Annotated in this window: 17 protein-coding genes; 5 read left to right on the top strand and 12 right to left on the bottom strand. The window is 65.8% G+C overall.

The window, feature by feature from the left end:
* Positions 1–39 precede the first annotated feature (39 nt).
* Both V6F88_RS16930 and V6F88_RS16925 read right to left on the bottom strand, forming a co-directional pair.
* Entirely contained in the window at positions 40–1,455 is a 1,416-nt protein-coding gene (locus V6F88_RS16930) for an FAD-binding oxidoreductase (RefSeq protein WP_332610905.1), read from the bottom strand.
* Between the two features lie 126 nt (positions 1,456–1,581).
* Positions 1,582–2,211, bottom strand: a complete 630-nt coding sequence (locus V6F88_RS16925) for a BPTD_3102 family carboxylase-like protein (protein ID WP_442880328.1) — start codon at positions 2,209–2,211, stop codon at positions 1,582–1,584.
* 321 nt (positions 2,212–2,532) lie between these two features.
* Between V6F88_RS16925 and V6F88_RS16920 the strand changes: the two genes are divergently transcribed.
* Both V6F88_RS16920 and pgi read left to right on the top strand, forming a co-directional pair.
* Positions 2,533–3,924 (top strand): phosphomannomutase/phosphoglucomutase, encoded by a 1,392-nt coding sequence (locus V6F88_RS16920; protein WP_332610901.1) that lies wholly within the window; start codon positions 2,533–2,535, stop codon positions 3,922–3,924.
* An 8-nt stretch (positions 3,925–3,932) separates the two neighbouring features.
* On the top strand, positions 3,933–5,486 hold the full coding sequence (pgi, locus tag V6F88_RS16915) for a glucose-6-phosphate isomerase (protein ID WP_332610900.1): 1,554 nt from the start codon (positions 3,933–3,935) through the stop codon (positions 5,484–5,486).
* A gap of 29 nt (positions 5,487–5,515) precedes the next feature.
* Here pgi and V6F88_RS16910 read toward each other — a convergent pair whose 3' ends face one another.
* From V6F88_RS16910 to coq7, 10 genes are all read right to left on the bottom strand, one after another.
* Positions 5,516–6,658 (bottom strand): glycosyltransferase family 4 protein, encoded by a 1,143-nt coding sequence (locus V6F88_RS16910; protein ID WP_332610899.1) that lies wholly within the window; start codon positions 6,656–6,658, stop codon positions 5,516–5,518.
* The gene (locus tag V6F88_RS16905; RefSeq protein WP_332610898.1) at positions 6,655–7,812 is read right to left on the bottom strand and encodes a glycosyltransferase family 4 protein; all 1,158 of its coding nucleotides are present in this window, start codon (positions 7,810–7,812) and stop codon (positions 6,655–6,657) included. The genes V6F88_RS16910 and V6F88_RS16905 overlap by 4 nt, the downstream gene beginning before the upstream one ends.
* Entirely contained in the window at positions 7,809–8,924 is a 1,116-nt protein-coding gene (locus tag V6F88_RS16900) for a glycosyltransferase family 4 protein (protein WP_332610896.1), read from the bottom strand. Before V6F88_RS16900 ends, V6F88_RS16905 begins: the two co-directional genes overlap by 4 nt.
* Positions 8,925–8,927: 3 nt before the next feature.
* Positions 8,928–10,859, bottom strand: a complete 1,932-nt coding sequence (gene asnB, locus V6F88_RS16895; RefSeq protein WP_332610894.1) for an asparagine synthase (glutamine-hydrolyzing) — start codon at positions 10,857–10,859, stop codon at positions 8,928–8,930.
* Between the two features lie 44 nt (positions 10,860–10,903).
* Positions 10,904–12,046 carry a glycosyltransferase family 4 protein gene (locus tag V6F88_RS16890; RefSeq protein ID WP_332610892.1) on the bottom strand — a complete coding sequence of 381 codons (1,143 nt, stop codon included), beginning with the start codon at positions 12,044–12,046 and terminating at the stop codon, positions 10,904–10,906.
* Positions 12,047–13,396, bottom strand: a complete 1,350-nt coding sequence (gene murJ / locus V6F88_RS16885; protein WP_332610890.1) for a murein biosynthesis integral membrane protein MurJ — start codon at positions 13,394–13,396, stop codon at positions 12,047–12,049.
* Position 13,397: 1 nt separating this feature from the next.
* Positions 13,398–14,423: an SDR family oxidoreductase gene (locus tag V6F88_RS16880; protein ID WP_332610889.1), complete on the bottom strand. Its 1,026-nt coding sequence runs from the start codon at positions 14,421–14,423 to the stop codon at positions 13,398–13,400.
* A 10-nt stretch (positions 14,424–14,433) separates the two neighbouring features.
* Positions 14,434–15,711 carry a Vi polysaccharide biosynthesis UDP-N-acetylglucosamine C-6 dehydrogenase TviB gene (gene tviB / locus V6F88_RS16875; RefSeq protein ID WP_332610888.1) on the bottom strand — a complete coding sequence of 426 codons (1,278 nt, stop codon included), beginning with the start codon at positions 15,709–15,711 and terminating at the stop codon, positions 14,434–14,436.
* Positions 15,712–15,810: 99 nt separating this feature from the next.
* Positions 15,811–16,917 carry an MraY family glycosyltransferase gene (locus V6F88_RS16870; protein WP_046805084.1) on the bottom strand — a complete coding sequence of 369 codons (1,107 nt, stop codon included), beginning with the start codon at positions 16,915–16,917 and terminating at the stop codon, positions 15,811–15,813.
* Between the two features lie 754 nt (positions 16,918–17,671).
* Positions 17,672–18,349 (bottom strand): 2-polyprenyl-3-methyl-6-methoxy-1,4-benzoquinone monooxygenase, encoded by a 678-nt coding sequence (coq7, locus tag V6F88_RS16865; protein ID WP_332610884.1) that lies wholly within the window; start codon positions 18,347–18,349, stop codon positions 17,672–17,674.
* Positions 18,350–18,472: 123 nt separating this feature from the next.
* Between coq7 and V6F88_RS16860 the strand changes: the two genes are divergently transcribed.
* From V6F88_RS16860 to V6F88_RS16850, 3 genes are all read left to right on the top strand, one after another.
* Complete coding sequence (locus V6F88_RS16860; RefSeq protein WP_314355558.1) at positions 18,473–18,916, top strand: OsmC family protein; 444 nt, start codon at positions 18,473–18,475, stop codon at positions 18,914–18,916.
* Positions 18,917–18,924: 8 nt separating this feature from the next.
* Complete coding sequence (locus V6F88_RS16855) at positions 18,925–19,896, top strand: thymidylate synthase (protein ID WP_332610881.1); 972 nt, start codon at positions 18,925–18,927, stop codon at positions 19,894–19,896.
* A 387-nt stretch (positions 19,897–20,283) separates the two neighbouring features.
* Positions 20,284–20,641: MHYT domain-containing protein (locus tag V6F88_RS16850; RefSeq protein ID WP_332610879.1), on the top strand; the 358-nt coding region annotated here is incomplete at its 3' end.

The following is a 20,641-nucleotide window of genomic DNA, read 5'->3' as shown; positions in this document are numbered from 1 at the left end:
CCCTGTTCAGTAGATCGCAAGTCGCGGCGCAAGGGCGCGCTAGGCTTGCAGGACCTTACCCGGATTCATCAGCCCTTGCGGGTCCAGCGCGCGCTTGATGCGGCGCATCAGCGCAAGCTCTACCGGGCTTTTGTAGCGCGGCAGTTCGTCGCGCTTGAGCTGCCCCACGCCGTGCTCGGCGCTGATCGACCCCTGATGCGCATGCACGCTGTCATGCACCACGCCATAGATCTCGCTTTGCAGCGCCAGCAGTTCGGCTTCGGTCTGGCCCGGCGCATTGGCCACGTTGTAATGCAGGTTGCCGTCGCCCAGATGGCCGAAGATGACGTGCCGCACACCCGGAAAGCGCGCTTGCAGCAGCGCGTTGGTCTTGTGCACGAAGCCGGCGATGGACGAGATGGGAATGGAAACGTCGTGCTTGACGGACTTGCCCAGTTCGGCTTCGGCCAGCGGAATGCTTTCCCGCAGGTGCCACAGCGCCTTGCTTTGCGCGACGTTGGCGGCGATGGCGGCGTCGTGGATCAAGCCGGCGTCGATGGCATCGCCCAGGACGGCCTCGAAGCGTTCGCGCGCGTGGGCCTCGCTTTCGCTATCGGACAGTTCAAGCAGTGCAAACCACGGCGATTCGGCGGAGTCGCCGTCAAAGGGCAGGCGCTGTTGCGGGAACAGGCGCACCACGCCTTGCAGGCAGGCGTTGCTCATCAGTTCGAAACCCGTCAGCGCGGCGCCGAAGCCGGCCCGCGCGCGGGACAGCACGTCAACCGCCTGGTCGATCGTGTCCAGGGTCAGCAGCGCGGTGCAGCTGGCAACAGGCCGGGGAAACAGTTTCAACGTAGCGGCGGTGATGATGCCCAGCGTGCCTTCGCTGCCGATGTACAGGTCGCGCAAGTCGTAGCCCGTGTTGTCTTTGCGCAGGCCACGCAGGCCATCCCAGATTTCGCCTTCGGCCGTCACCACTTCCAGGCCCAGCGTCAGGTCGCGCGTATTGCCGTAGCGCAGCACCTGCGTGCCGCCGGCATTGGTGGCCAGGTTGCCGCCGATGGTGCAACTGCCTTCGGCGGCCAGGCTCAGCGGAAACAGCCGGTTCGCGCCCGCCGCTGCTTCTTGCACGGCTTGCAGGATGCAGCCCGCTTCTACGGTAATGGTGTCGTTGTCGGTATCCACATTGCGCACCGCCGTCAGGCGGGCCGTGGACAGCACGACGGCGCGGCCGGTGTCATCCGGCGTGGCGCCGCCGCACAAGCCGGTGTTGCCGCCTTGGGGCACCACCGGCACGCCATGGCTCAGGCACAGCTTCACGGCGTCGGCTACTTCCTGGGTAGAGCCGGGCCGGATCACCGCCAGGGCCGACCCGCGATAACGGCGGCGCCAGTCCAGCACATAGGACGCGGCGTCCTCGCCGGTCAGCACATTCGTGAAACCCAGCAGGGACTGAAGATCGCTCAGCAATGTCATAGGCGCCGCACAAGAGAGGGGCCTGGGCGCGCCCAGGCACGGGTCTAGGGATGTGCGGGCTATTGTAGGGGTTCGGCCCCGATGACTGAAGCAGGGTTTCGGGCGCGGGGCCGAAGCGCCGCCGCGCTAGCCGACGGCCTGATCCAGCCGCGTGCCCGTCAGGCCCGAACAATAGGCGCGCGACGCGATGCGGTTCATGAGGAAGGCGCGGTCGGTGCCGGCCGGGCCGGGCATTTCAGACAACGCCCGGTAGGCGCGGCGCAAGGCCTCGCCCCGCGTGTCGCCGCAAACCAGCAGGCGGGTGCAGGGCAAGCGGCGGTCGACGCAGCCGTCGATACGCATTTCCAGCGCATGCGCGCCGACGGCGTCGGGGCTGGCCACGATGGAGCCGGCATGCGGTTGCGCTTCGGCGCCAATCACGCGGAACACGCCGCTGCGGTCGTCCAGGGAAAACGCCACGGCGCCCATGCCCTGCCAGTTGCGGTCTCGGGCGACCTCGGCGGCAATCGTGCGCAACGCGGTTTCGATGGATGATGGAAGATGCGGCGCCGGGCATTCGGCGATCAGCACGCGGGCCTCGCGCCAGACGCAGCGTTCCCACGCGCGGCCGGCGACCATTTCGCCCGTCTCGGATACAAATACATGGATATCAAGCCGGCGCTCACGGCCCGCGGCCGGCCCGGCATAGTCCGTGGGAGGACCGCGCCGGCTGCTGGCGCCCCCCGATGACATCACAGTAGAAATTTTGGCACCCATGGCCCCTCCCGGTCTTTCTGCTTGCAGCGCAAGCGTATCACCTTCCCATGACAAGCAATTTGTGGGCCATGCCGCCGCAGCCCATAGCAGATGCCCACCGACCCCGCCCGCGCACCGGATCAAAGCGGCACGCTACGTGCTACGCACCATTTCAGGGCGGGCGCCACCCTTAAGACGCCCTACTGCTCCCGTCGGATGAGGCGCATGCGCCGATGGGGGATAATTCACTTTTCTTGCTTAACCCGGTCGGGTTTTGATATACGGGTTTACCACTAGGCCCATCAAAACCAGCGCTGCAACCTTCTTCTTCAAGGAATCGTCGTGGGCAACAACACGCAATTTCCCGCTTCCGTCTTCAAGGCGTATGACATTCGCGGCACCGTGCCGGACCTGATCGATGCAAAGTTCGCTCGCGCGCTAGGCGTGGCGCTGGCCGCTCGCGCACGCGAAGAAGGCGTGCAGACCCTGGTGGTGGGCCGCGACGGCCGCCTCAGCAGCGAAATGCTGTCCGACGCCTTGCAGGAAGGCATGCTGGAAGGCGGGGTCGATACCCTGGATGTCGGCATGGTGCCCACGCCGCTGGTGTACTTCGCCGCGAACATCATGCAAACCGGGTCCGGCGTGGCCATCACCGGCAGCCACAATCCGCCCAAGTACAACGGCTTCAAGATGATGATGGGCGGCCGCGCCCTGTATGGCGACGAGGTACAGGCCTTGGGCGCCGCCATGAACGGCGCACCCTCGGCCCCGGCTGAACGCGCCGGCGTGCGCCGCCAGCTGGACCTGGTCGCCGCTTACATTGCGCGCGTGGCCTCGGGCGTGAAGCTGGCCCGCCCCATGAAGATCGCCATCGACTGCGGCAACGGCGTGGCCGGCGCGGTGGCGCCGCAGCTGTTCCGCGCGCTGGGCTGCGAAGTGACAGAACTGTTCTGCGAGGTGGATGGCACGTTCCCCAACCACCACCCGGACCCGGCCGAACCCAAGAACCTGCAAGACCTGATCAAGTGCGTGGCCGAAACCGACTGCGAGCTGGGCCTGGCCTTTGACGGCGACGGCGACCGCCTGGGCGTCGTCACGAAATCCGGTCAGATCATCTGGCCGGACCGCCAACTGGTGCTGTTCGCGCGCGACGTGCTGGACCGCAACCCCGGCGCCACCATCATTTACGACGTCAAGTGCAGCCGCCACGTGGGGCTGTCCGTGGAAGCCGCGGGCGGCGTTCCGCTGATGTGGAAAACGGGCCATTCCCTGGTCAAGGCCAAGCTGGCCGAAACCGGCGCGCCGCTGGCCGGCGAAATGAGCGGCCACATCTTCTTCAAGGAACGCTGGTACGGCTTTGACGACGGCCTGTACACCGGCGCGCGCCTGCTTGAAATCGTATCGCGCCAGGCCGACGCCTGCGCACCGCTGGAAGCATTGCCGCAGGACGTTTCGACGCCCGAGCTGAAACTGGAAATGGAAGAAGGCCAACCCTTTACCCTGGTCAAGGGCTTGCAGGACAACGGCCAGTTCCCCGACGCCCGCCGCGTCATCACCATCGACGGCGTGCGCGCGGAATACGCCGACGGTTTCGGCCTGGCCCGCCCCTCCAACACCACGCCCGTTGTCGTGCTGCGCTTCGAGGCGGAAAACCCCGAGGCGCTGGCACGCATCCAGGCCGACTTCCGACGCGAACTGGGCAAGCTCGCGCCAGAAGCGACTTTGCCGTTCTGATTGCGTCCATGTCGCTATCCAACAGCCCGGCCTGGCAACCATTCACGGCAGCGGCCAAGGCCGCGCCCTTGCGCGGCGAGCAGCTCAGGGTCATCAACGCGCCGGGCCTGCGGCTGGATCTGAGCACCCAGCCGCATTCGCCGGCGCTGCACGCGGCGTCTGAAGCGCTGCTAGCGCAGCAGAACTTTGACGCCGCCCGCGCCTTGTTGTTCGATGGGGGCCACGCCAACTGGACCGAGGGCCGCGCGGCCTGGCATACCGCCCTGCGCGCGCCCAACCCGCCCGCCCCCGTGGCGAAGGTGGTGCAAGCCGAACGCGACCGGCTGCGCGAATTCGTACGTGAAGCCGATCGTGCCGACCGCTACGGCTACGTCCTGCACCTGGGCATCGGCGGCAGCGACTGGGGGCCTCGCCTGGTGACGCGCGCCTTGCGTCATGGCGGCGCCCGGCGCGAAGTGCGATTCGCATCGAACGTGGATTCGCATTCCGTCGCCGACGCCATGAGCCGCCTGGACCCGCACGACACGCTGGTCATCGTCGCGTCCAAATCGTTCACCACGACCGAGCCGCTGGCCAACGCCGAAGTGGCCATGAACTGGCTGCGCGAAGCCGGCGTGGCGGACCCGATCAAGCAAGTGGTGGCGATTACCGCCAACGTGGAAGCCGCGCTGAACCTGGGTATCCTGCCCGATCACATCTTCCAGATCTGGGACTGGGTGGGCGGCCGTTATTCGTTGTGGTCCGCCATCGGCTTGCCCATTGCGCTGGCGCTGGGCAACGACGCGTTTGACCGGTTGCTGGCAGGCGCGGCGGCCATGGACGAACATTTCCGCACGGCGCCGCTGGCTGACAACGCGCCGGTGCAGATGGCGCTGGCAGGCGTCGTCAACCGCAGCGTGCTGGGCTATGACTCGCTGGTCATCGCGCCGTACGACTCACGGCTGTATCACCTGGTGCCGTGGGCGCAGCAGTTGGAAATGGAGTCGCTGGGCAAGGTGGCAACGGCTGACGGCAGCGCCGTTGGCGTGCCCACCGGCCCCGCAATCTGGGGGATGTCGGGTACCGATTGCCAGCACACCTTTTTCCAATGGATGCATCAGGACGCGATGGGTGCACCCGTGGATTTCATCTTGTGCGAACAGCCGGATCACGCCTACGCGCGTCACCACGAACTGCTGATAGCCAATTGCCTGGCGCAGCGCTCGGCGCTGCTGCGCGGCAAATCCCTTGACGAGGCGCTGGCGGAAACGTCCGCCACCGAAAGCGATCCGGCGCGCGCGCGATGGCTGGCGCAACACCGCGTTCATCCGGGCGGGCGCCCGTCTTCGCTGATCGTGTTGCCGCGGCTTGAGGCCTACACGTTGGGCGCGTTGCTGGCGATGTACGAACACAAGGTGTTCACCCAAGGCGTGATCTGGGGCATCAACCCGTTCGACCAATGGGGCGTGGAATTTGGCAAGGCGCTGGCCAAGGGCATCATGCGCGAACTGGATTCGCCGCAGCCCAGCCAGCAGGACCCGTCGACCCGTTTCTGGATCGACGCGATCGCGCGGCGGCAGTAGGCGGACAGCGCGTCGGCGGCAGCCTACGGCTAGCCGCCAGCCGCGCGCCGCCCCAGCGCGTCGTACAGCTCAACATGCACGCGCGCAACCTGGCGGATATCGAACTCGCGTTCGGCCAGATCCCGCCCGGCCGTACCCATGGCCTGGCGCAGCGCGGCGTCTTGTGCCAAACGCGCGATGGCGTCAGCCAGCGATGCGGCATCGCGCACCGGCACCAGCAAGCCGGTCTTGCCGGGGTCGATGGCGTCTCGGCAACCGGGCACGTCTGTCGTGACCACCGCGCGCCCGCAGGCCGCGGCTTCGATCAGCGATTTGGGCAGCCCTTCGCGATATGAAGGCAGCACGGCGATGTGGCTGGCGGCGTATAGCTCAGCAATATCCGAACGTTCGCCCAGCGCTTGCACCGCGCCCTCGCGCTGCCAGGCCTCCACCTCTTCTTGCGTGGCCGACGTGGGGTTGCCCGCATCCACCCCGCCCACCAGTTGCATCGTGACGGGCACGCCGCGCTTGCGCAGCAGCGATGCCGCGTCGACAAACTCCCGCACGCCTTTGTCGCGCAACAAACGCGCCACCATCGTGACCACGACGGGCGGCGACGACGGCTCGGGCGACGCGCGATAGGCGTCCAGATCAACACCCGCGCCACGAATCATGACAACCTGCTCGTCGCGCACCGCGCCCAGGGACTTGAGCAGGTCGCGATCATTGGCATTCTGGAAAATCACGCGGCTGTTCGGATGGCCCAGCGCCACGCGGTACAGACGCGCCACCACGGCGCGCACCAGGCGCATCTTCAGGGAGTTCGACAGGAACACGAAGCCCAGCCCCGAGATCGCCGCCACCATGCCCGGCACGCGCGCCAGCCGCGCGGCAATGCCGCCGTACAGCACCGGCTTGATCGTCACCAGGTGCACCACGTCCGGGCGCACGCGGCGAAACAGGCGCACCAGCGCGCGCAACGTGCCCAGTTCCTGCAAGGGATGCTTGCCGCTGCGCGTCATGGGGATGGCGTGATGCGTCATGCCCAGCGCCTGGATGTCGGCCACGGCCGGGCCATCCATCGTGGCCACGTGCACGTCATAGCCCGCCTGCTGCGCCGCCAGCGCCACCGGCACGCGGTGCGACATGAAAAACGCGGGATTGTTGACCACAAACATCAGGCGGCGGCTCATGCCTTGGCTCCAGAAATACGGCGCCATACGGCGGTGTAACGTTGCACCATGCGTGCCAGATCGAAGTTTTCCAGCACGCGCGCGCGGCCGGCTTCCCCGGCGCGGCCCGTGCCACGCGCGGCCACATCGCACAGCGCGGTTTCGATGCCGCGCGCCAGCGCTTCGGCCTGCTCGGGCGGCACGACGACGCCGGTGTCGGCAACGATGTATGCGGCGTCGCCCACATCGGTCACCACGCAATAGACGCCGCACGCCATGGCCTCGGCCACCACATTGGGAAAGCCCTCGGCGCAGCTGGACAGCACATGCAGGTCCAACCCGTTCATCACGGCGGGCACGTCGTCGCTGGGGCCGGCCAGGATCAGGCGGTCGCGCAGGTTCAGCTTGTCGATCAAGGCAAGCAGTTCGGGGTTGTCCGCGGTCATGCCGCGCCCGACCAGCACGCAGCGCAAGCCGCCGTCACGCCCGTCGCGCACCAGCGCGGCCACGGCGCGCAGCAGGTTGGCGTGGTCTTTCAACGGGTCCCAGCGGGCCACGCTGCCGATCACGGGCGCGTCTTCGGATAGGCCCCATTGCGCGCGCATGCGCGTGCGGGCCTGGGCGTCCGGCGCGTAGCGCGACAGGTCATAGCCGTTGGAAATGACGACCATGCGGTCGCGCCGGTAGCCCTTTTCGGCATGGCGTTCGGCGGCGTTCTGCGCCGCGCACACAATGGCGCGCGGCACGCTGCCCGACAACAGCGCGCAAGCGCGCAAGACGATGCGCGCCGAGCGGCTGCTGCGTTCCAGGTGTTCGCCGGAATTGCGGATGCCCCAGGCGATGGCGCGTACGCCGGCCAGCCGCGCGGCCAGGCCACCGATCAGGTCGGCGTGATACATCCAGGTCTGCACGACGTCGGGACGCGTGTCGGCGATCAGGCGGCGCAGCGCCATGAAACCGCCCAGGCTGACGCGGCCGCGCTTCATGCCCAACGCATGCACCGCGACGCCGGCATCGCGCAGGCGCTGGCCGTAGATGCCTTCGTCGGTCAAGGACACGACGGTGTGCGACACACCCGCGTCCCGGTACGTGGCCAGACGCAGCAGCACGGATTCCGCACCGCCCTGCCCCAGGCCGGTGATCACGTGCAGCACATGTAATGCCGGGGTGCTCATCGCCCCTCCCGCACCGCGTCGAACAGTTCGTCCCATTCCGACAGCACGCTGGAAAGCGCATAGCGCTGGCGTACGGCGGACGCGCCGCGATCGCCCAGTTGGCGACGCAAGAGCGGGTCGCTCATGATGCGTTGCAAGGCGTCGCGCAAGGCATCGCGGTTGCCGGTGGGCACCAACAGGGCGTCCTGCCCATCGCGCGTCATTTCGCGTGGGCCGCTGGGGCAATCGAAGGCCACACATGGCAGGCCCAGCGACATGGCTTCCAGCAGCACGTTGGGAAAGCCTTCCACCAGCGAGCTAAGCACAAAGGCCTGACCGCGCGCCAGTTCGTCCCAGGGGGTTTCGGTACGCCCCGGCAAGCTGACCCGCGCTTGCAGGCCCAACTTGGCGACCTGCGCTTCAAGCGCCGCGCGTTCAGGGCCTTCGCCCCAGATGCGCAGGTTCCAGTCGGGATGCGCGGGCGCCAGCTGCGCAAAGACGTCGATCAACAAATCAAAGCGCTTGTCGGTCACCAGGCGGCCCATGGCCAGCAGTTCACGCGGGCCGTCACCGTCGTGCTGCACCACGCGCGGTGCTTGCAGCAAGGGCGCGGGCAAGGGGTTGGGAATCACTGCCAGGCGCTTGATGCCCGGCACCTGCCGCGAGAACGGGCCGGCGGTGTCTTCGGCCTGCACCGTCACCATGTCGGCACGCGGATACAGCAGCCGGCGCAGCTTGCGCCACACGTTGCCCGTCGTGGTCTCGGCCACGGGATTGGTACGTTCGCAGACGATCAGGGGCACGCCCAGGCCCCGCGTGGCCAAAATGGCGGCCACGTTCACGTTGGTCAGGAATGACACGACCACATCGGGCTGGGTGTCACGGATGTGTTTGCGCAAGGCCATCAAACGCTTGAACGCCGCCATCGCACCCGAGGCGCGGGTGCCGGCGATGTCCGCCAGCCAAGCCAGCTGTACCTTGTCGGACAACGGATAAAAGCAGGTGCCCTTGGACGAATAAGTGGGCGTCAACGTGACGGTGTCCCCGCGTTCGGCCCATGCATTCACCAGCGTGGCGGCCACCCGTTCGGCGCCGCCCGCGTGCATGGAACTGACCAACATCAGAATTCTCATACGTCAACGACTCCCAATCGTTCCCCCTTGATCCGGTGCTGCACGATAACGATCCAGCCAGGCTTGCATCATCAACACGCCCCACAGGTGGCTGTCCCAGTTGCGATGGCCCGACGTGTGTTCACGCCATTTGCGCAGGATCGGTTCAGGTTCGAACCAGCCTTCCTGGCGCAGCCGCGCGGGGTCCAGCAACGCATCGGCCCATTCGCGCAGCGGGCCGCGCAACCAGGCGGCCAGCGGCACGGCGAAGCCGCGCTTGGGGCGGTCCACCAGCGCCTGCGGCACATGGCGATGCAGCACCTGGCGCAACAGCCACTTGCCCGTGTTGCCGCGCACCTTGTATTGATGCGGCAGGCTCCAGGCAAATTCATACACGCGGTGATCGATCAGCGGCACGCGCGTTTCCAGGCTGACGGCCATGGCGGCGCGGTCAACCTTGACCAGGATGTCGTCCGGCAGATACGTGACCGTGTCCAGCTTCATCATGGCTTCGAAGGTCGAGCCCTGCATGTCGCGCGCGAATTCCGACACGGGCTCCACGCCGCCTTTGACTACCTGCGACGGCTCCGGCCAGTACGACACGAAGTGGCGATAGAAATCCCCGCGCGAGTCGGTGCGCAACAGCTCGCCCAGCTTGCCGACCTTGCCGCGCCAGGCGCCGCGTCCGGGAAGTTGAGCCGAGGCGGACAGCAGCGCGCCGGCCGGCTTGCGCAGCATCGCGGGCACGCGCTCGCACTGTTGCCACCAGTTATTCACGCGGAAATAGCGCGAGTAGCCGCCGAAGAGTTCATCGCCGCCGTCGCCGGACAGCGCCACGGTGACGTGCTGGCGCGCCATCTTGGTGACCAACGACGTCGGGATCTGCGAAGAATCCGCGAACGGTTCGTCGTACATATCGGCCAGCGAGGGCACCACCGCCAACGCATCGTCAGCGGTCACGTAGAGCTCGGTGTGATCGGTGCCCAGATGCGTGGCAACGGCCTTGGCGTGCTGCGCCTCGTCATAGCCTTTTTCGTGAAAGCCGATGGCAAAGGTGCGCACGGGCTTGGCGCTTTGCGCCTGCATCAATGCCACGATGGTCGACGAATCGATGCCGCCAGACAGGAACGCGCCCAAGCTGACGTCCGACAGCATCTGGCCACCGACCGCCTTGGACAGCACGCCTTCCAGCGCCTCGGCGGCTTGCGCGTCGGTGCCGAAGGACAAGGGCGCGCGCGCCGCCGCGTCGGCGGCTTCGCGGGCGGACCAGTACACGCGCGGTTCCGGCATGCGGCGGCTGCGGGTGTCGTCGGCGGTGAATTCGATCCACGTTCCCGGCGGCAGCTTGTTGATGCCCTGGTAGATGGATTGCGGCGCGGGTATGTAGTTGTGGCGCATGTACGAGGCCAGCGCGTTGCGATTCAGGTCGCGGCCGAATCCGGGGATGGGCATCAAGCCCTTCAACTCGGATGCAAACACCAGTTCGGCGCCCGTATAGCCGTAGTACAGCGGCTTTTCGCCCATGCGGTCGCGCGCCAGCATCAGCTTGCGCGACGCGCGATCCCACAGCGCGATGGCGAACATGCCGACCGCGGCTTGCAGCGTGGCTTCGATGCCTAGCGCGGTAAAACCGGCCAGCAGCGTTTCGGTATCGGAATGGCCGCGCCAGGTGGGCGCCAGTGCCGATTGCTCCAGCTGCTTGCGGATGTCCATATGGTTATAGACCTCGCCGTTGAACACCATCACGTAGCGGCCGCAAGCGGACGTCATGGGCTGGTGGCCGGCTTCGGTCAGGTCCAGGATGGCCAGGCGCACGTGGCCCAGGGCCACTTCGGCTTCCGGGTCCTCCCAGAAGCCGTTGCTGTCCGGCCCGCGATGGCGGATGCGGCGGCAGCTTTCGGCCAGCAACCGTTCCTTGTTCCCGATGGGGCCCCAAATTCCGACTATTCCACACATGATGAGGTTCTCGTGGTCACCGTAGCAACGGCGTGCCGCAGGGCCTAGCGGCCCGTTTCGCGCACGCCGTCAAAAAGTTCTTTCCATTGCTGCAACACGCGCGCGGCCGAAAAACGGTCGCGCACATCGGTTGCCGCCTGCGCCATCCGCTGGCGCCTTGCGTCATTGTCCATGACTTCGGACAACGCCTTGCACAGCGCGGGCACATCGCCGTTGGGCCGTACCAGCACGCCGTCGATCCCGTCGCGCACGATCTCGCGCGGGCCGGTATCGCAATCGAACGACACGGCCGCCAAGCCGCTGGCCATGGATTCCAGCAAGGTGTTGGACAGGCCTTCAAAGCGCGAGGTCAGCACGTACAGGTCGGCACTGTCGTACCAGTCGCCCACGTTGCCGGCGCGGCCGGGCATCGAGATGCGCTGGGCCAGCCCTGCCTGGTCGATCTGTGCCTGCAATGCGCCGCGTTCATGGCCTTCGCCCAGGATAACCAGATCCCAGTCCGGATGCGACGGCGCCAGCGTGGCGTAGGCCTGGATCAGCAGGTCAAAGCCCTTGTCGGCGTGCAGACGGCCCACGGCCAGCAGACGCTTGCGATCAGGCGTCGGGCTGGGCGCCAGCATGGGCTCGGCGCGCGGCAGCGGCCAATGCACCGGGTTGGGGATGACGGCCAGGCGCGAGCCCGGCACGTGGCGCTCGATCCAGTCGGCCGTGCCACGAGTCAACGCCACCACACGGGCGGCGCGCGGATAGGTCATGCGACGCAGGCGCTGCCACAGGCCCGACAGGGTCTGCGACGGCGGATGGGTGTGTTCGGTGGCGATGACGCGGCATCCCAGCCCCGAGGCGGCCAGCACGGACAGCACGGACGCCGTGGTCATCATGCCCAGCACGATGTCCGGGCGAAACGCCTTGATAACGCGACGCAGCGCACGCACACGTTGCACGTTGCTCCAGATGCCGCGCAGCCCGCCGCCCTCGCCCGCCGTGTTCAGCACTTCGCGGCGAACCTTGGGGTGCAGCGCGTAGACGTCGTCGTCGGCGTTGGCCTGCGTGACCACCATGACTTCGCGGCCCATGCCGGCCCAGTGCGCGCTCAGGTCGGCGGCAACGCGTTCAGCGCCCCCGCCATGCAGCGAATGGATAAACAGCAGCACGCGCAGCGCGCGTCCGGAGTCGGCTTGCGACATTCAATCGGCCTCCTTGGGTTCAGCCTTGCGCATCGCCACCACGAGGTAGCAGGCGAAGGACAGCACATACATGAGGCTGGTTGCCAGCATGATGCCGGCCGCGCCCATCTTGGGTGCCAGCACGGTGTTCAACACGGCCTTCAGCGCGAAGTTGGCCACGGCGATGGCGGCCATGATGCGGTAGCGATTCTGGCTGGCCAGCAATTGCACCAGGATCAACACGCCAAAATAGAAAGGCAGTTGCAACAGGCCCCAGCGCAATACATGCGCGACGGCCTCGGTGTTCTCGGCGGTGAAGGCGCCGCGCTGGAACAGCACGGACACGCCCCAGGGTGCCAGCACCCAGCCGATGGCCACGGCCACCGCGCCCGCGCCCACCATCAGCACAGACCATTTCAGTGCCATGCTGCGCGCGCGGTCGGTATCGCCGCGCGCCTGCACATCGGCCAGCACGGGCAACGCGGCGCGCCCGACCGACACCGCGCCGATGCCCAGCAGCAACGACAGCAGCCGGCTGGCGTAACCCAGCGTGGCGTTGGCGTTGGCGCCCAGGTTGGCGGCGGCGTATTGGTCCAGCGGGCCGACAAAGCTCATGGCCACCTGGCCGATCAGCATCACGCCGGCCGCGCCCATCAGCTCGGGCCAGTGCGGCGAACGCAGCGTCAGGCGCGGCGCGCCCCAGAAGCCGCCGTCGGCACGCGCGGCCAGCCAGGCCAGCCAGACGGTCTGGATGGCGTAGCCCACCAAGGTGCCCCACAGCAGCGGGCCCACGCCGTCGGCGCTGACGGCCAGCATGACCCAGGCCAGCGTGGCCACGGCCGGCACGCTGTCCAGCAAGGTGTTGACGTGGCGTTCGTGCGCGCGCAGGCGCGCGGCGCTGATGCCCGCGACGAGCAGCAAGGCGGACACCGGGGCAAAGGCCACCAGCAGGTCACCCGTCATGCCGCGCACGCGTTCGGGCAAGCCCTTGCCCAAGGCGTCCACGACGTAGGGCCAGGCAAACCAGGTGGCTATCGCCAGCGCGACACCGGCCGCGGCGACCCAGCCTTGCAGTTCTTTGATGAATTGGTCGCGCTCGGCATCATCCGCCCGGCGCAGGCGCACCAGCACGGGGATCAGCACCACTGACAGCACGCCCACGATGGTGACCGGCAGCCAGGTGGCCATGGTCATCGTGAATTGGTAGGCGTCCACGGCGTCGCTGACGCCGTAGCGGTACGCCACCGCCATCTCTTTGATGGCGCCGGCGGCCTTGCCCAGCAGAAGGAACACCGCCACCCGGAACGCGCCCTTGAAGATGCGCTGGTGGTCCGGGTGGATGTTGCCGAGTTTGCGGACGAGTGCTTTCAAATCAACGCAGGAATTGCGTGTACCAGGGCATGGCCACTTCCAGGCCTTGCAGCACGGTGTGCGACGGCACGTAGCCCAGCAGACGGCCGGCCTTGCTGACGTCGGCCTGCGAATGGCGCACGTCGCCGGCGCGGAAGTCGGCGTAGACCGGCTTCTTGCCGTAGTTGACGTTCTGGTTGCCCAGCGCGGTGACCAGGAAGCCGAACAGGTCGTTCAAGGTGCTGCGGCCGCTGACGGCCACGTTGTAGACCTGGTTGCGGGCTTCGGGCGAGGCCATCGCGCCAAGCAGGTTGGCCTGCACCGCGTTGTCGACGAAGCAGAAGTCGCGGCTGGTTTCGCCGTCGCCGTTGATGGTGACGTCTTCGCCCTTGATCATGGCGGCGGTCCACTTCGGGATCACGGCGGCGTAGGCGCCATCGGGGTCCTGGCGCTTGCCGAACACGTTGAAGTAGCGCAGGCCCACGGTCTCGAAGCCGTACGAACGCGCGAACACGTCGGCGTACAGTTCGTTCACGTACTTGGTGACGGCGTAGGGCGACAGCGGCTTGCCGATGTTCTCTTCTACCTTCGGCAGGGCCGGGTGGTCGCCGTAGGTGGAGCTGGAGGCCGCGTAAACGAACGACTTCACGCCGGCGTCGCGCGCGGCGACCAGCATGTTCAGGAAGCCACCGATGTTGACTTCGTTGGTGGTGATCGGGTCTTTCAGCGAACGCGGCACCGAGCCCAAAGCGGCCTGGTGCAGGACGAAATCAACGCCTTCGGTCGCGCGCTGGCAGGCGGCCAGATCGCGGATGTCGCCTTCCACGAAGGAAAAACGCGCCCACTGCTCGGGCGACACCGAGTCGCGCACTTCATCCAGATTGCGCTGGTGGCCAGTGGCGAAGTTGTCCAGGCCGGTCACGGTCTGGTTCAGCTTCAGCAACGTTTCCAACAGGTTCGAGCCGATGAAGCCGGCGCAGCCGGTCACCAGCCACTTGCGCGGCTGGGCGGTGAGTTCTTGCTTGATGGTTTCAAATCGCGTGGTCATGGCGGAATCCTTACAGACGCAGGTCGGATTCGGCGGGCGACAGCACGTACTTCAGGTCGTACAGCACGTGTTGCGGCTTGCCCAGCTTGCGGATGCCTTCGGCGCCCATGGCTTTGAACTGGTTGTGCGCCACCGCCAGGATCACGGCGTCGTACTTGCCTTCTTCAAGCTTGGCCACGGGGGTCAGGCCGTATTCGTGCACGGCTTCTTCCGGGTCGACCCACGGGTCGTAGACGTCCACGTCAACGTTGTAGTCGCGCAGTTCGCCAACGATGTCCACGATGCGGGTGTTGCGCAGATCGGGGCAGTTTTCCTTGAAGGCCAGGCCCATGACCAGCACGCGCGCGCCTTGCACATGAATGCGCTGCTTGGTCATGCACTTGACCAGCTGCGACACCACGTAGCCGCCCATCGAATCGTTCAGGCGACGACCGGCAAGAATGATCTCGGGGTGGTAGCCGATGGACTGCGCCTTGTGGGTCAGGTAGTACGGGTCCACGCCGATGCAGTGGCCACCGACCAGGCCCGGGCGGAAGGGCAGGAAGTTCCACTTGGTGCCCGCGGCTTGCAGCACGGCTTCGGTGTCGATGCCCATCTTGTTGAAGATCAGGGCCAGTTCGTTGATCAGCGCGATGTTGACGTCGCGCTGCGTGTTCTCGATCACCTTGGCGGCTTCGGCCACGCGGATGCTGGACGCCTTGTGCGTGCCGGCGGTGATGATCTGCTTGTACAGCTGGTCGACCAGTTCGGCGACTTCGGGCGTCGAGCCGGACGTGACCTTCTTGATGGTGCTGACGCGGTGATCCTTGTCGCCCGGGTTGATACGCTCGGGGCTGTAGCCGGCGTAGAAGTCCACGTTGAACTTCAGGCCCGACACGCGTTCCAGCACGGGCACGCAGTCTTCTTCGGTGGCGCCGGGGTACACGGTGGATTCATAGATGACGATGTCGCCGCGCTTGAGCACGGCGCCGATCGTTTCGCTGGCCTTGACCAGCGGGGTCAGGTCGGGCTGCTTGTATTCGTCGATGGGCGTGGGCACGGTCACGATGAACACGTTTGCCTTGCCGAGTTCGGCGCGGTCGGCGGTGTAGGTCAGCTGAGCGGCTTCGGCCAACTCTTCGTCGCTGACTTCCAACGTGTGGTCGTGGCCGGCCTTCAAAGCGTCGATACGGCGCGTATTGATATCGAACCCGATGACCGAGCGCTTCTTGCCGAACTCCACCGCCAGGGGCAGGCCGACATAGCCCAGGCCCACGACAGCAAGTTTCACATCCTGAATTTGCAACATAACTCTCCCTTCACCGTAGAACGTTTACGGCATCTTAAATATGGTCGGGTGATCGATGACTAACGAGCCCCCGGCGGTGATCGCCGGGGCGCTCAACTCTTAATCCGAGGTTTTCAAAACGGACGGCAGCAGCAGCCAGCCGGGGCGGCGCCACGACACCAGGCGCGCATACAGCCAGACATAGACGCTGGCGAACACCAGCAGGCTGGCGCCCAGCGCCCACGCGTTGTCCCACCAGATGGTGGCCGGCACCAGGCCGATCAGCGCCAGCACCCACATGTAGGGCGACGCCATCGCGTTGCACAGCGCCGGCACGGCATGGCGGCGACCACGGCTGAAGGTCACGCGGACCAGGCGGCGGAACACCAGTTGGTGCAAGTGCAGCGCATCCGGCTGGTCAACCGGCACGCCACGCTTGAAGCGGCGACGCCAGATCGAAAAACCGGTTTCGAAGACGGGGTAGAACAACACGGCCAGCGCGTAGAACGGCGACACCGACGGATTGCGCACCACCAGCAGCACGGCCAGCTCAGCCAGCATGAAGCCCAGGAAGTACGCCCCGCCATCGCCCAGGAAGACGCGGCCGAACGGAAAATTCCAGACCAGGAAACCCAGCGTGGCGGATGCCAGTGCGGCGGCGATCATGAAGATGGGCACATCGCCCACTTGCAGGGCCACCAGGCTGATCGACACTGCCATCAGCGTGGCGACCATGCCGGCCAGGCCGTTCATGCCGTCAACGATGTTCAGCGCATGGGTACAGCCGCCCACGGCAAACATGGTGAACAAGAGGGATACGGGCCAGTACGACAGCACGTAATCCACAGGCGCCATGCCGACCCGGCTGACGCCGCCCAGCAGCCACCAGGCAATCGCCGCCGACAGAAAAGCCGCCAGCAAGCGCTTGCTGGCGCCGATGTCTTTCGTGATGTCTTCCAACAGGCCCGCGACGAACACGGGCAGCGCGGCAACGAACAGGGCGGGCCAAAGCCACGTCAGGGTCATGTTGGCCGGGCCGAGCACCAGCAGGCCCAGCAGCGTGCCGGCCAGTACGGCCAGACCGCCGACGCGGGGCGTGGCGCGGGAATGGTTCGCTTGTGGTTTATTGAGGTCGCTGTCGCCGGTAAAGCGGCCATGCCAGCGCTCCGACCACACGATGAGTCCCCCCACCATGAACGCGACCACGCAGATATACAGCCAGGTCACTGGATCACCTTTGGTTGGTCTATCGAGACAGGCCCGCCATTATGGGAGGCAGGTGTAACGCCCATATATGTGAGGGATAAGGAAGTGCAATTCACGGGCACGAAACGTAACGCCCTTGCCGGGGCCGTTCGTGCGCGCAGAAGTACGGATTTCATGCTGGCGATTGTAGAGCTTTCCGCCTTGGCGCATACGAAATATCCAAGGGAAAACACGGACGCGTCCATAGGGAGGATGGCCAACCTCGCGGCAACGGCCGGGCCGCAAATACCGTTAAATAGGGACGGATTATCACCAGGCAAAAAAAAGCCCGAGATCGTGAGATCTCGGGCTAAATCCACCAAAGGAGGAGGGTGGAGGAGACAACCGTGGCATGTTGGGAGCGGGCTTTCTGCTCGCTGCGCTGTCGGGGTTTTGCACCGCGCCGACTGCGTTTCAACATCCGATGAATGAATAGTACCGATGTTTTTTGTGCGATGCAAGAATTTTTTTGATCTCTTTAAAAGGTCAAATCCGACGTTGCATTTTCGCCGCAAATTCCCCGGACGCCCCCTGGAGAGCCATACCTGGCAACGACTTGGCCAAAAAAAGGGTTTTCGCCGAACGGGTAAACCCCTTGCGGATTTACCCTTGGCGCTTCCGGGTAATCCCACCCCGAAAAGCGCACCAGTTCAGTGCGCCGCGCACCACGATGCGGCCAAATTGGCGCAGTGCAACATTTCCTTAAACACCCTTAACGATCGATTCCGGGCGCGCTTCATATCCAGTACGCCGTGGTCGTCATCACCTTGGACATCGCCCGCATGGCCGTCTTTACAGGGCCCGGCAGCGGTATGCCCCCTGCCCGCTCGGCGCTGGCCCGGTGCTCGGCCTCGTCGTCTTTCATCTTTCGGACGACCTCGCGCGAGCGTTCGTCCTGCACCGGCAAGGTGCGTAGATGTTCTTCCAGATGGGCCTCGACCTGCTTTTCGGTTTCAGCCATGAAACCCAGGTTGCGCGGCACGCCTGCATAGCTGGCCAACACGCCCAGCGCAAAAGAACCGGCATACCAGACCGGGTTCAGCAAGCTGGGCCGGCTGTTCAGCTCGGTCAGCCGTTCGTTGCACCACACCAGATGGTCGACTTCCTCGGCGGCGGCATTGAGCAGCAGCGCACGCGGGCCGGGTTCGCGGCAGACCGAGGCTTGGCCACGGTACAGCGCCTGGGCGCAGATTTCGCCCACATGGTTCACGCGCATCAGGCCGGCGGAGTGCCGCTTGTCCTGCTCCGACAGCGCGCCCGGCGCGTCGGGGGTCGTGGCCGGATACGGCCGGCCTGCCGTGGCGCTGTTGGACAGTACGCGCAGCGCGCGGTCGGCCTCAGCCAGCAGGGCATCCAGCGGGCCGATGCGGCGGCGAATGGAAACGGGTCCGGATTGAGACAAAGCAGTGGACATGGGCGGCTCCTGTGCAAACTGGCGCCACACACCCCTGATGCGGGGCGGGGCTCTCATGCCTGGAATTGTACGCAACAGGTATCATCGACCATTGACTGCGCTCAATGCGGAAGGACACTCAAAATGGAATGCACGATTGACTGGGGCGGCCCCAACGGCATGCTCTTTACCGCCAGCACCGGCAGCGGCCACGTGGCCGTGATGGACGGCGCCGTGGACGGCGGCGGACACAACCTGGCGCCGCGCCCGATGGAAATGCTGCTGGCCGGCACCGGCGGCTGCACGGCGTACGACGTTGTGCTGATCCTGAAGCGCGGCCGTCACGCCGTCACCGGATGCAGCGTCAAGCTTCAGGCCGATCGCGCCGAATCCGACCCCAAGGTCTTTACCCGCATCCATTTCGCCTTCACCGTCACGGGCCGCAACCTGCCGCAGGCCGCCGTTGAGCGCGCCGTGCAGTTGTCGCACGAAAAATACTGCTCGGCTTCAGCCATGCTTGAAAAGACCGCGGCGCTGACCTTCTCGGTCGACATCGTCGACACCCAGGAAGCGCCGGCCGCCGCCTGAGAACCGCCATGAAACAATATCTAGACCTCGTTCAATCCATCCTGGACACCGGCTCGTGGCAGGAGAACCGAACGGGTATCCGCACCATCAGCATGCCGGGCGCCTCACTGCGCTTTGACCTGCAAAAGGGCTTTCCCGCCGTCACCACCAAGAAACTGGCCTTCAAATCCGCCATCGGCGAAATGGTCGGTTTCTTGCGGGCCTCGCGCAGCGCGGCGGAATTCCGTGAACTGGGCTGCAAGGTCTGGGACCAGAACGCCAACGAAAACAGCCAATGGCTGGCGAACCCCTACCGCGAAGGCCCGGACGACCTGGGCCCGGTCTATGGCGTGCAATGGCGCCAGTGGCCCGCCTACAAGCTGCTGGATGCTGGCAACAATGGCCAGCTTGAAGACGCGCTGTCTCGCGGCTACGCCAAGGTGGCCGACTTGCAAGAAGGCGGCGTGGACAAGGTGCTGCTATATAAAGCAGTGGATCAGCTGCGCCAGTGCCTGGACACGATCCACGAACGTCCCGGCGACCGCCGCATCCTGTTCCACGGCTGGAACTGGGCGCAGATCGAAGAAATGGCGCTGCCGCCCTGCCATCTGCTCTATCAATTCCTGCCCAACGCCACCACGCAGGAAATCTCGCTGTGCCTGTACATCCGCTCGAATGACGTGGGGCTGGGCACGCCGTTCAACCTGACCGAAGGCGCCGCGCTGCTGCACCTGCTGGGTCGTCTGACGGGTTACAAGCCGCGCTGGTTCACGTATTTCATCGGCGACGCCCATATCTACGAGAACCACCTGCCGATGCTGCGCGAGCAGCTCACGCGCGAACCCTTCGAATCGCCCCAGTTGGTATTGTCGGACCGCATTCCCGACTTCGCCGTCACCGGCCGCTACGAACCCGAGTGGCTGGAAAAGGTCGAGCCCGGCGACTTTTCATTGTCCGGCTACACGCATCACGCCCCCCTCACCGCGCCCATGGCCGTGTAGGAACGCACCCGGGAGGCCGCCCTATCGGCGGCCCAGGGCGCCCGCGCTCGGCGGCCAGAAGTGAAGATTGGTGAGCTTCTTGAAGCGCGATTTCGGTATAACCCATCCCTTAGCCTCGGACGCGCGTCCAGCACTACGCGCGCGCCCCGGCTTTCGACCGGCCCATGCCGCGCCGAGCCCGCCGCCAGTCGCCCATCCCGCGACGCGCCCGGCAGCGCCGACCGCAGGCCTTGCTTGCCCCTTTCCCCTTCCCGACAAGAGAGACCGTAAATCGCCAGCGTCGACAGCAGCAATCGTCTTACGACCCAATTGCAACTGTTGACTACTAATTGATTTGATTTGAGGCCGGCGCGACGGCAGTAAAGCGCTTAGGACAGGACCGCACAAATGCTCGTTGGAACTTATAACCCTTCGCTCGTCCTCGTATCTCTAGGGGTCGCCATCCTGGCGTCATACACGGCGTTGGGCATGGCCAATCGTGTGCGGGCCTCGCACGGGCTGCCGGCCGCGCGCTATTGGCTGGCGGGTGGCGCCTTTGCGATGGGCGTGGGCATCTGGTCGATGCACTTCGTGGGCATGCTGGCCTTCAACCTGCCCATCCCGATGGGTTATGACCTGTCTTTGACGGTGCTGTCCCTGGCCATCGCCGTGGGCTGCTCGGCGTTTGCGCTGTGGATCGTCTGCAAGGATGAACTGCCATGGCGGCGCCTGCTTAGCGGCGCGTTGCTGATGGGCGCCGGCATCG

This window comes from Achromobacter sp. ESBL13 (assembly GCF_036668755.1).
Classification (GTDB): domain Bacteria; phylum Pseudomonadota; class Gammaproteobacteria; order Burkholderiales; family Burkholderiaceae_B; genus Achromobacter.
This window is presented reverse-complemented; position numbering and strand designations above follow the sequence as displayed.

Excerpts from the sequence above, each read along its gene's own strand:
- V6F88_RS16930 (WP_332610905.1), bottom strand. The coding sequence starts at position 1,455 with ATGACATTGCTGAGCGATCTTCAGTCCCTGCTGGGTTTCACGAATGTG.
- V6F88_RS16925 (WP_442880328.1), bottom strand. The coding sequence starts at position 2,211 with ATGGGTGCCAAAATTTCTACTGTGATGTCATCGGGGGGCGCCAGCAGC.
- pgi (WP_332610900.1), top strand. The coding sequence starts at position 3,933 with ATGTCGCTATCCAACAGCCCGGCCTGGCAACCATTCACGGCAGCGGCC.
- V6F88_RS16910 (WP_332610899.1), bottom strand. The coding sequence starts at position 6,658 with ATGAGCCGCCGCCTGATGTTTGTGGTCAACAATCCCGCGTTTTTCATG.
- V6F88_RS16905 (WP_332610898.1), bottom strand. The coding sequence starts at position 7,812 with ATGAGCACCCCGGCATTACATGTGCTGCACGTGATCACCGGCCTGGGG.
- V6F88_RS16900 (WP_332610896.1), bottom strand. The coding sequence starts at position 8,924 with ATGAGAATTCTGATGTTGGTCAGTTCCATGCACGCGGGCGGCGCCGAA.
- asnB (WP_332610894.1), bottom strand. The coding sequence starts at position 10,859 with ATGTGTGGAATAGTCGGAATTTGGGGCCCCATCGGGAACAAGGAACGG.
- V6F88_RS16890 (WP_332610892.1), bottom strand. The coding sequence starts at position 12,046 with ATGTCGCAAGCCGACTCCGGACGCGCGCTGCGCGTGCTGCTGTTTATC.
- V6F88_RS16880 (WP_332610889.1), bottom strand. The coding sequence starts at position 14,423 with ATGACCACGCGATTTGAAACCATCAAGCAAGAACTCACCGCCCAGCCG.
- tviB (WP_332610888.1), bottom strand. The coding sequence starts at position 15,711 with ATGTTGCAAATTCAGGATGTGAAACTTGCTGTCGTGGGCCTGGGCTAT.
- coq7 (WP_332610884.1), bottom strand. The coding sequence starts at position 18,349 with ATGTCCACTGCTTTGTCTCAATCCGGACCCGTTTCCATTCGCCGCCGC.
- V6F88_RS16860 (WP_314355558.1), top strand. The coding sequence starts at position 18,473 with ATGGAATGCACGATTGACTGGGGCGGCCCCAACGGCATGCTCTTTACC.
- V6F88_RS16855 (WP_332610881.1), top strand. The coding sequence starts at position 18,925 with ATGAAACAATATCTAGACCTCGTTCAATCCATCCTGGACACCGGCTCG.